The sequence below is a fragment of the Roseburia sp. 1XD42-69 genome (assembly GCF_003612565.1).
Taxonomy (GTDB): Bacteria; Bacillota; Clostridia; order Lachnospirales; family Lachnospiraceae; genus Roseburia_B.
In genome coordinates this window covers 1-9686 of record NZ_RAZG01000090.1, presented here as the reverse complement: position 1 = coordinate 9686, position 9686 = coordinate 1, and the positions used below count along the sequence as shown (strand labels likewise).

Annotated in this window: 9 protein-coding genes, 1 tRNA gene and 1 rRNA gene; 10 read left to right on the top strand and 1 reads right to left on the bottom strand. The window is 43.7% G+C overall.

Annotation, left to right across the window (positions count from 1 at the left end):
* The 7 genes from D7Y06_RS22060 to D7Y06_RS26655 all read left to right on the top strand — a co-directional run.
* Positions 1-126 (top strand): 23S ribosomal RNA (locus D7Y06_RS22060); the annotation flags it as partial.
* Between the two features lie 95 nt (positions 127-221).
* A tRNA-Trp gene (locus D7Y06_RS22055) sits at positions 222-294 on the top strand.
* 145 nt (positions 295-439) lie between these two features.
* Positions 440-922: a GNAT family N-acetyltransferase gene (locus tag D7Y06_RS22050; protein ID WP_120409739.1), complete on the top strand. Its 483-nt coding sequence runs from the start codon at positions 440-442 to the stop codon at positions 920-922.
* Positions 923-1016: 94 nt separating this feature from the next.
* Positions 1017-2117 (top strand): HD-GYP domain-containing protein, encoded by a 1101-nt coding sequence (locus D7Y06_RS22045; protein ID WP_243119449.1) that lies wholly within the window; start codon positions 1017-1019, stop codon positions 2115-2117.
* A gap of 14 nt (positions 2118-2131) precedes the next feature.
* Positions 2132-3466, top strand: a complete 1335-nt coding sequence (locus D7Y06_RS22040; RefSeq protein WP_120409741.1) for an MATE family efflux transporter — start codon at positions 2132-2134, stop codon at positions 3464-3466.
* A 19-nt stretch (positions 3467-3485) separates the two neighbouring features.
* Positions 3486-4574, top strand: coding sequence for a hypothetical protein (locus D7Y06_RS22035; protein WP_120409737.1), 1089 nt, complete (start codon positions 3486-3488; stop codon positions 4572-4574).
* A gap of 64 nt (positions 4575-4638) precedes the next feature.
* Positions 4639-4791 (top strand): hypothetical protein, encoded by a 153-nt coding sequence (locus D7Y06_RS26655; RefSeq protein ID WP_199714824.1) that lies wholly within the window; start codon positions 4639-4641, stop codon positions 4789-4791.
* A gap of 25 nt (positions 4792-4816) precedes the next feature.
* Here D7Y06_RS26655 and D7Y06_RS22030 read toward each other — a convergent pair whose 3' ends face one another.
* On the bottom strand, positions 4817-6361 hold the full coding sequence (locus D7Y06_RS22030) for a tetratricopeptide repeat-containing diguanylate cyclase (RefSeq protein WP_120409736.1): 1545 nt from the start codon (positions 6359-6361) through the stop codon (positions 4817-4819).
* Between the two features lie 374 nt (positions 6362-6735).
* On the opposite strand from D7Y06_RS22030, the gene D7Y06_RS22020 reads away from it, so the two are divergent.
* From D7Y06_RS22020 to D7Y06_RS22010, 3 genes are all read left to right on the top strand, one after another.
* Positions 6736-6969 carry an HPr family phosphocarrier protein gene (locus tag D7Y06_RS22020; RefSeq protein WP_120409734.1) on the top strand — a complete coding sequence of 78 codons (234 nt, stop codon included), beginning with the start codon at positions 6736-6738 and terminating at the stop codon, positions 6967-6969.
* Positions 6970-7102: 133 nt separating this feature from the next.
* Positions 7103-9481 carry an ATP-dependent DNA helicase gene (locus tag D7Y06_RS22015; RefSeq protein WP_199714823.1) on the top strand — a complete coding sequence of 793 codons (2379 nt, stop codon included), beginning with the start codon at positions 7103-7105 and terminating at the stop codon, positions 9479-9481.
* Positions 9468-9653, top strand: coding sequence for a hypothetical protein (locus D7Y06_RS22010; protein WP_120409733.1), 186 nt, complete (start codon positions 9468-9470; stop codon positions 9651-9653). The genes D7Y06_RS22015 and D7Y06_RS22010 overlap by 14 nt, the downstream gene beginning before the upstream one ends.
* Positions 9654-9686 lie beyond the last annotated feature (33 nt).

Here is a 9686-nt window from a genome sequence, read left to right as displayed (position 1 = left end):
TTAAGATGAGATATCCCCCGCAAAAGCGGGTAAGACCCCTTGAAGACGACAAGGTAGATAGGGCAGGGGTGGAAGTGTGGCAACACATGGAGCTGACTGTTACTAATCGGTCGAGGGCTTGACCAAGGGAAACAGAATCAATCGGATGGCTGTATGAAGTTTTGAAGGTATATGTAAATATGCCGGGGATGACGTAGAGAATACGTCTTTTCCGTTTATAAAGGGGTATAGTTCAGTTGGTAGAACGTTGGTCTCCAAAACCAAATGTCGAGGGTTCAAGTCCTTCTGCCCCTGTTAATGAATGCTTAAAAACAGTAGTTTTTAGGCATTTTTTTGTGCCTTTCCTATGGGCAGAATTTGCGTACAAAGAATAAATTGAAATTCAAAAGATTACAGGATATAATAACAAAGGAAACAGTAAATTTGCGGGGATATAAATATGGTTAAACTGGAGAAAATAACTGGAAAAAATGTGTGGGATATTTTGAAACTCTGTGTGCTTGATAGGCAGAAAAACTTTGTGGCAAGCAATGATCTTAGCATTATCGAAGCCTATACCACCATAACGGGAAATGGGTATGCCTTCCCTTTCGGAATATATGAGGATGATACGCCCATTGGTTTTTTGATGATTGGTTTTGATACAGACGATTACTGGGATGATGCTCCGTTAATAGCGAAAGGCAATTATAATCTCTGGAGATTGATGATAGACAAAAATTTTCAGAATAAAGGGTATGGGAAGGAAGCAGTGGAGCTTGCCCTGAAATTCATAAAAACATTTCCCTGCGGTGAAGCAGAATACTGCTGGATGTCCTATGAACCTGAGAACGAAGCTGCCAGTCAGTTATACCATTCATTTGGATTTGTGGAAACGGGAGAAATGGACGGAGAGGAATTGATTGCAATTTTAAAGCTGTAAAGACAAATGAGAACCATTTTTCTTTAAATACTATCTTTTTTTCTGAATTTCTGGTAAAATAGTTTTACTAATTAGACTAAGAGAGGGAAAAGGTTTGGTTAAGAGGAGATTTGTTAGGACAAGGTCATTACAAAGCGGGATGAGGATAGACCAGGCGATTGTGGATGGGACAGGCCGAACCCTGATTGCAAGGGGAACCTTTTTAGATGAGTATATGATAGAGGCGCTCTTAAACCGAGGGGTAGGCGGCGTCTACACCATAGAGGGGGAGGAGGAGCCGGAAGAGGAGAAAGAGGCTTCTGTCTCGCCCAAGGTAAAGAAAGTAATAGAAAAAGTCAAAGTGCCGGACAGGGCGAAAGTAAAGCTCAGCGAGAGTGTGAAAAAGCGTGTGGCGGAGGGGGTTTCCTACCTTTATAACAATACGGAATCGGAAAATTTTGTGGATGCCACCAACAATATCGCCGCAGATTTAATGCGGGCAATTACGGACAATGACTCCATAGCGGTGGATGTGGGGGCGTTGAAAATCAGCGACGAGTATACCTTTAAGCACAGTGTGGATGTGGCAACAATGTCTATGATTATTGCAAAACAGTATGGCCTGCCGGAAAAGGAAGTATATGAAATTGGTATTTCCGGGCTTTTGCACGATATCGGAAAGACAAAGATTCCCAATGAAGTATTGAATAAAGCGGGAAAACTTACAGATGAAGAATTTGCCCTGATGAAAAAACATTCCCTTTTCGGATATTCCATTTTAAAGGAGAAGTCCAATATTTCCCCGGCTATTCTTCTGGGGGTGCTTCAGCATCATGAGAAGATGGACGGAAGAGGATATCCAATCGGGGTGCAGGAAGATAAACTCAGTGAATATGCCAGGATTATCTCTACGGCGGATATTTACGATGCCCTGGTGACGGAGCGCCCCTATAAAAAAGCTTTCAGCCAGAGGGATGCCTTGGAGATGATTATGTCAATGACGGATGAGCTGGATATCTCTGTGATGCGGAGTTTTATGGAAAGCGTGATTTTGTATCCTGTGGACAGTATTGTTCAGCTAAATAACGGGGAGCAGGCCAGGGTGGTGGAGAATAAGCCCAACAGTGTGCTGCGTCCTAAGGTCGTGGGACTTACCACAGGTACCGTGTACGATTTGGCAGAGGATGTAAACTGTGCCAGCATTTTGATAGAATAGGTTTGGTAGGCAGGATGGAGGAAAACAGAAACGATTTTACCCAGGGCAGTATTATAAAAAAGATGGTGCAGTTTATGATACCTGTGCTGGGGGCCCTGATTTTACAGGCAATGTACGGTGCTGTGGATGTTCTGGTGGTGGGTTGGTTTGGGACAACCGCCGGTATTTCCGGAGTTTCTACAGGGAGCAATATTGTAAACCTTATCATTTTTACTATGGCAGGACTCTCCATGGGAGTAACTGTGCTTATCGGAAGGTATCTGGGAGAGCGCCGTGCAGACAAAGTGGGAAAAGTCATTGGGGGGGCAGTCTGCCTGTTTTTGTCACTTTCTGCAGGGATAACAGTGCTGATGTTGATATTGGCCAGACCTCTTGCCATATTCATGCAGGCCCCCAAGGAAGCTTTAGAACTTACAGTACTCTATGTGCGGATTTGCGGCGGCGGAATCGTATTTATCATCGCTTACAATGTAATCAGCAGCATATTTCGGGGGCTTGGCAATTCCAGACTTCCCTTGATTTTTGTGGCAATCGCCTGTATGGTAAACGTGGCAGGGGATTTATTTTTTGTGGCTGTCCTCCACTTAAATGTGGCGGGAGCTGCTTTGGCTACGGTTTTAGCCCAGGCAGTGAGTGTGCTTTTGTCCCTTGTGATTATCAGGAAACAGGAACTGCCCTTTACAATCAAAAAAAGCGATATCTGCTTTAACAGAGAAATTGTAAATTTTGTGCAGGTGGGGATTCCCATTGCCTTTCAGGAAATTTTAACTCAGTTTTCTTTTCTGGCCCTATGTGCGTTTATTAACAGGCTGGGCCTTGCAGCCAGTTCCGGTTACGGGGTGGCTAATAAAATTGTAAGTTTTGTCATGTTGGTTCCCAGTTCCCTCATGCAGTCTATGTCCTCTTTTGTAGCCCAGAATGTAGGGGCAGGGAAAGAGGGGCGGGCAAGAAAAGCCATGGTGACAGGTATGGGACTTGGGGGAGCCATTGGCATTTTTGTCTGGGGAGCGGCATATTTTTATGGGGATGTGCTGGCAGGTATCTTTTCAAAAGATGTGGCAGTTATTTTTCAGGCGGCAGATTATCTGAAAGGTTTTGCGCCGGAGGCAGTGGTTACCTGTATTCTTTTCAGTTTTATCGGTTACTATAATGGGCACAGCCAGACATGGTTTGTAATGCTGCAGGGAATCAGCCAGACATTTCTGGTAAGGCTTCCCATGTCCTATTTTATGAGCATCCAGGAAAATGCAAACTTGAAAAATATTGGGTTGGCGGCGCCCAGCGCCACAGTCTTTGGAATTGTAATTAATGTAGTATTTTTTATATATTATAACAGAAAAAAAACTTAGGAATAAAACAGGAGGAAAAATGGGCAGAAAATATTTTATACTTGTTATGATTTTGGCAGTCAGCCTTTTTTCAGGGTGCCAGAGAGCCGGTCTTAAGACAAAGGATATTGTTTTAAAAAATGATGCTTCAGGATCTAAAGAGAGCAGTTCCCAGGGGGAGATTGAGCAGGAAAAACAGCCGGAATCTGGAAATGTTACAGAGCAGCCCTTGTCACAGGAAACAGTGCCCCAGCCTTCGGCAGAACAGGGACAGAATGAGCCTCTGCCCAGCCAGGGAATTGAAAGGGTTGTGTGTTGGGGAGACAGCCTGACTTTTGGCCAGGGAGGGGAGGGCGTTACATTTCCCTCCGTTTTAGGCGAACTTCTGCCGGGAGTACCGGTGATAAATTACGGAATACAGGGGGAGACGGCAAGACAGATTGCCATCCGCACAGGAGCCCTACCCATGACGGCCAGTACTTTTATGGTTCCGGCGGATTGCACCCCGGTGCAGATGTACTTGTGGCAGAATGGGGAGGACCCCATTATGCTTCGGATGGGGGATGCGGGAATCAATCCCTGTACCATAGGGGGCGTACAGGGGATTTTAAGCTATAACCCGGATGAGATTAAGTACTATTTTACAAGGACAGTGCCGGGGGAAGCGGTAGTGGTTGAAGATAATACCCAGATAATTACTTACGGCGACCAGGATAAGCGTTCTTCTGATGTGGTGGTGCTTTTTGCAGGGACAAACCGTGCTCCCGATAAAAATACGGTGCAGGAGCTTATCGATACGGAAAAACAGATGCTGGAGCATATTGGCAGTGATAGGTATGTGATCATCGGTTTGACTTCTAAGGAATTGGTGCCAGATGTGGTGGAGATTAACGAGGCGCTGAGTCAGGCATTTGGGGAGCATTTTTTAGATATCAGAAGTTATTTTTTGGAAAACGGATTAAAGGATGCTGGGATAACGGCGTCAGACCAGGATGCGGCGGATATGAGCCAGGGGGAGATTCCATCCTCCTTAAGGGTGGATGTGGTGCATGGAAACAGTGTTTTTTACCGGCTCTTAGGAAATCAGGTGTATGAAAAATTTCGGGAATTGGGATATATTTCTCCCTAATAGAATTGTATAAAATGGAAAAGAATGTTACTATAATAAAAGCAATGCAGTAAAGGAGGCTTATATGGAAGAAAAGTTGTATAAGACCATTGGTTCCACAGGGGCTGCCAGCTTGGTAATCGGAATATGTATTTTAGTTACAGGTGTGGCGTCGGGAGTCCTAATGATTGTCAACGGTGGCAGGCTGTTAAAGAGCAGAAAGAAAATACTGTTATAAAGAAAAAGTGCCGAAAGGCACTTTTTTATATGGTGTTTCCAAAGGAAATCTGGTTTTTTCCCTGCTGTTTGGAAGTGTAGAGCGCTCCATCCGCCTGGACAAAAAGTGCGGAATAATTGTCGTTTTCTTTGGTGGAAAAGGCAGCTCCCATGCTGGCATGGATTTTGTAGTTTTTCTCAGAGCCATAAGCAAGTTTTTTCATAAGATTTTGAAACTGTTCCACCTGGTTTATCAGTGCTGTCTGCGCTGTACATTCGTTGAAATAGACTAAAAATTCGTCCCCGCCAATGCGCCCGCAGAGGGCATTTTCTGAAAAACATGTTGTAATAAGTGCGGAGATGTCTTTTAATACCTTGTCCCCGGTGAGGTGTCCCAGAGTATCATTTAAAAGTTTAAAATTGTCCATATCAATGAGCAGAAGGGCAGAGGGGTTAAGGGAATCTTTTGTTTCCAAATGTTCCATGACTTTACATTCAATGGTGTGCTTATTGAATAGACCTGTGAGCTGGTCAATTTGGCTTTTTTCCTGCAAAAGCCGGGTGTCCATTTTCAGTTGCTCCAATTCTTCCACGTTGTGGAGGTGCATCCTTTTCATGTGGTTGGTATATTGGATGAATTGTTCCTCCAAATGGATAAATGATTCACAGGAAAAAATATATTCCTTTTCGGTGCCGAAATGCTTGTAATAATTGACTTTCAACTGGGCGATGCGGTACTGTACTGCCACTAGATCTGTTGCAGCGGCAGCCTCTTCCATACAGATAAATAGGCGGTATGCCTCTTCCTGATGGAAGATTTCTATAAGAAAGGCACAGATATCATAATAAAATTCCAGGAATTCTAAAAAATCCTGCCGGGAAGACGCCATATCCAAAAGGGCGTTTAGATTGTCTGAAAATGCCCTGGTGTCTTTTAGATGATAAAAAAGACGTATATAAAAGCAGTACAGTGAGGGGGAATAGTAAAAATCTGTATCCGGCTTGAGGAATGTTTCAATTCTGTGGTAAATCTTGTCTGCCAGATGAAATTTATTTTGTCTGCAATAGATATGTCCCTGGTAGGCAAGGCAAAGCACTTCTAAATTATAGAGGGAGAAGGAATCTTTCCCCAGGGACGCTTCTGCCATTTTGTAAAATTCCATAGCTTTCCTGTCATCATTTAAGTCCCGGTAAAGCCCGCCGATATTGAGATAGGAAACAGTAATCATATGGTATAGATGTTGTTTCTCTGAAATATAGAGACATTGCTGGTAATTTTTCATAGAGAGAAATTCATTTCCCAGGAAACTGTAGATAAGTCCCAGAGTATTGTAACTGCAGGCATTAAGCCACAAAAGAGAGGGATTTTTGTTTTCCCTGATACATTTCATTAAATCTGTGATGGCTTCTTTAAATTTTCCAATGCGAAAATAAGACTCACCCCGGTAAAAGCAGAGAGTACAAATGTCGTCTGTGTCATCTGGTGAAAGCAAAGACTCATATTCTTCATAAATGGAAAAGGTTGACTCTTCCACAGGGGAGAAACGGGTTTTCACCATAGTATCTATCAGGTTTTTCTTTTGTTGTTTCACTTTAAAACCTCCCCGAATATTCTATTTCAATTATAGAATCAAACGCTGGTTTCGTCAAGAAAACAGAGGGATATGCCCTGGAAAAAAAAGAAAAATTTGTGCAAAAAAGATAAAATTCTGCATTTTTTACCTGATATCAGGTAAAAAATTACAAAGGAATTATCAGATAACTGCGACAATTTAAGATTCTGGGTTGTCCGGATGGGAAAACTGCCGGGAAAACCGTAAAAAAGAAGGAGAATTAACAAAAAATACCGGATGTTTCTTTTTTTTCTATTTCTTGACAAATTTAAAAAAAGATGGCATAATTCACGTCAACCAGGGAAAACTAATAAAAAACAAGAGTTTTTAAGTTTGAAAGGACTGAGGAAATTATGAAAGAAGTAGAAGCAAAAGTACAGTTTACAAATGCAGACGATGTTGAGGAGTTTGTGAAGGCTGCTGGAAAATGTGACTTTGATATTGACATTTTGTATCAACATGTGTACATCGATGCAAAGTCTTTCCTGGGAATATTAGGTCTTGGTTTATCCAGAGAGCTGACAGTAAAATATTTCGGACAGAATGCGGACTTTGAAAAAATGCTGAAGCATTATGCGGTGGCATAAGAGCTGCATATGAGGGGTTTCCAGGTGAAGCCAATTTAGTTGGCAGGACTGTGGGCTAAGACAGGGCAGAGATATGTATTTTTTATCTCTGCCCTTCTTTGTATATGCAAAAAGGGATGCAGAAGGGGAAGATATGGCAGGAATAAATGAGGAATTTCCTATGATAAAAATATCGGTGCGCAATCTGGTGGAATTTATTTTGCGCTCCGGGGATATTGATAACCGGGTGGGAACTTTGGCAAAGGCGGACGCCATGCAGCAGGGCAGCCGGATACACAGAAAGATACAGAGAAAAATGGGGGCTTCCTACCGTCCGGAGGTTTCCCTTAAAATCCAAATTGAGACAGATTCCTATATTTTGCAGGTGGAGGGCCGGGCGGACGGCATTATAGAGGAAGAGGAAGTAATTATTGACGAAATCAAGGGAGTTTATAAAAATTTGGACACCCTTTCAGAGCCTGTGATGGTACATAAGGCCCAGGCTATGTGTTATGCATATATGTATGGGGAAAAACAGAAATTGCATCGGGTCGGGGTGCAGATGACCTACTGCAATCTGGATACAGAGGAAATAAAGCGCTTCCGGGAGAGTTTCTCTTTTCAGGAGCTTGAGAACTGGTTTTATGAAATTATTGACCAGTATACGAAATGGGCGGATTTTCAGTTTCATTGGAAAAAGACTATGACAAGATCCATTGCAGGACTGGAATTTCCCTATGAGTACAGGGAAGGGCAGAAAAAGCTGGCGAAAGATGTATACCGGACGATTTTAAGGAAGAAAAATCTTTTTATCCAGGCCCCCACTGGCACGGGAAAGACCCTGACCACTGTTTTTCCGGCGGTGAAAGCGGTGGGGGAGGGCCTTGCGGAGCGCATCTTTTACCTCACGGCAAAAACCATAACAGCCACGGTGGCAAGGGATACCTTTGCCCTGTTTTGTGAGCTGGGCTACCGGGCAAAAATTATATTGATTACGGCAAAAGAAAAAATGTGTCCCTTAGAGGAGATGGACTGCAATCCTGTGCACTGCCCTTATGCAAAAGGCCATTTTGACAGGGTGAATGATGCAGTGTTTGATTTGCTTTTAAAGGAAGATTTTTACACCAGGGAAGTATTGCTTGGGCAGGCGGAGAAATTTCAGGTGTGCCCCTTTGAAATGTGCCTGGATACGGCAAGTTTTTGCGATGACATTATCTGTGATTACAACTATGTCTTTGACCCCAATGTGTACCTGAAACGTTTTTTCGCTGACGGGATGCCGGGGGAATATATTTTTCTTGTGGATGAGGCCCACAACCTGGTGGAGCGGGGGAGGGAGATGTACAGTGCGGCTGTTTACAAAGACGATTTCCTCTCTTTAAGAAAAATTTTAAAGAAGTATGACAAAAAACTGGAGCAGGCCCTAAGCCAGTGCAACAAGCATCTTCTCTCTTATAAGCGGGAATGTGATACATACCAGGTGTATGAGGAGGATATCAGCGCCCTTATTTTTTCCCTGATGCGCTTAGGGGAAAGGATGGATTTGTTTTTGCAGAGAAACCTGGAGTTTCCGGAAAAAAAGCAGGTGATGGATTTTTATTTTTCCCTGCGGGATTTTTTAAGCGTCTATGAGCGGGTGGATGAGCGGTATGTAATTTACGGGGAACATGGGGAGGACGGGAGGTTTTGTATACGGCTCTTTTGTGTGGACCCTTCCTATAACCTTCAGGAATGCCTGGATAAAAGCCGGGCCACTGTGTTTTTTTCTGCTACCCTTCTGCCCATTGGGTTTTACAAGGAAATGTTAAGCGCCAAAGGGGATAATTATGCCGTGTATGCCACAACTTCTTTTAAAAAGGAGCAGAAGCTTCTGTTAATCGGAAGGGATGTGAGCAGCCGTTACACCAGGAGGAATGAACAGGAGTTTAAAAAAATTGCTTCTTATATCCGGGACATTATCGCCGGAAAGAAGGGAAATTATATGGTTTTCTTTCCCTCCTACCAGCTTCTCTCCCAGGTGTATGAGGAGTTTGTAAAAATTGCCCCCGCCCATGTGACTTTTATCCGTCAGGAAAGCGGCATGGGGGAAGGGCAGAGGGAAGACTTCCTTAAGGCCTTTGAAGAGGAAAATGAGGGCTCTATGGCGGCATTTTGCGTCCTGGGGGGGATTTTCGGAGAGGGCATTGACTTAAAGGAAGAAAGGCTTATCGGTGCGGTGATTGTGGGAACGGGGCTGCCCCAGATTGGCCATGAGCGGGAGATTTTAAAAAATTATTTTCAGGAGAAAAACGGGGAGGGGTTTGACTATGCCTATCGCTTTGCGGGGATGAATAAGGTTCTGCAGGCGGCGGGGCGGGTCATCCGCACTGCGGAGGATAAGGGGGTTATTGTCCTTTTGGACGAAAGGTTTTTGGAGGGCAGTTATCTTCGGCTGTTTCCCAGGGAGTGGGAGGATTTTAAGGTTTGCACCTTAAGGGATGCAGGGGAGAGAGTGGCGGAGTTTTGGGAGGAGATGGAACATGGACAGGTTTGAAGAGCTTAAGAAATTTGGAAAAGAAAGTATAGTGATTCGTGACGCCAGATTGCCGGATTATGACCAGGTAAGCGTTCTGGAGGAACTTGAATACAGGCTCCACAGAGAGGCAAGGGTCTTTCTGATTTTTGCAAAGGGACTATCCCAAAGTTTGTGTAAACCTCCAAACTGATGTAAGATAGAATTACTCAGTTTGGAGGTTTTA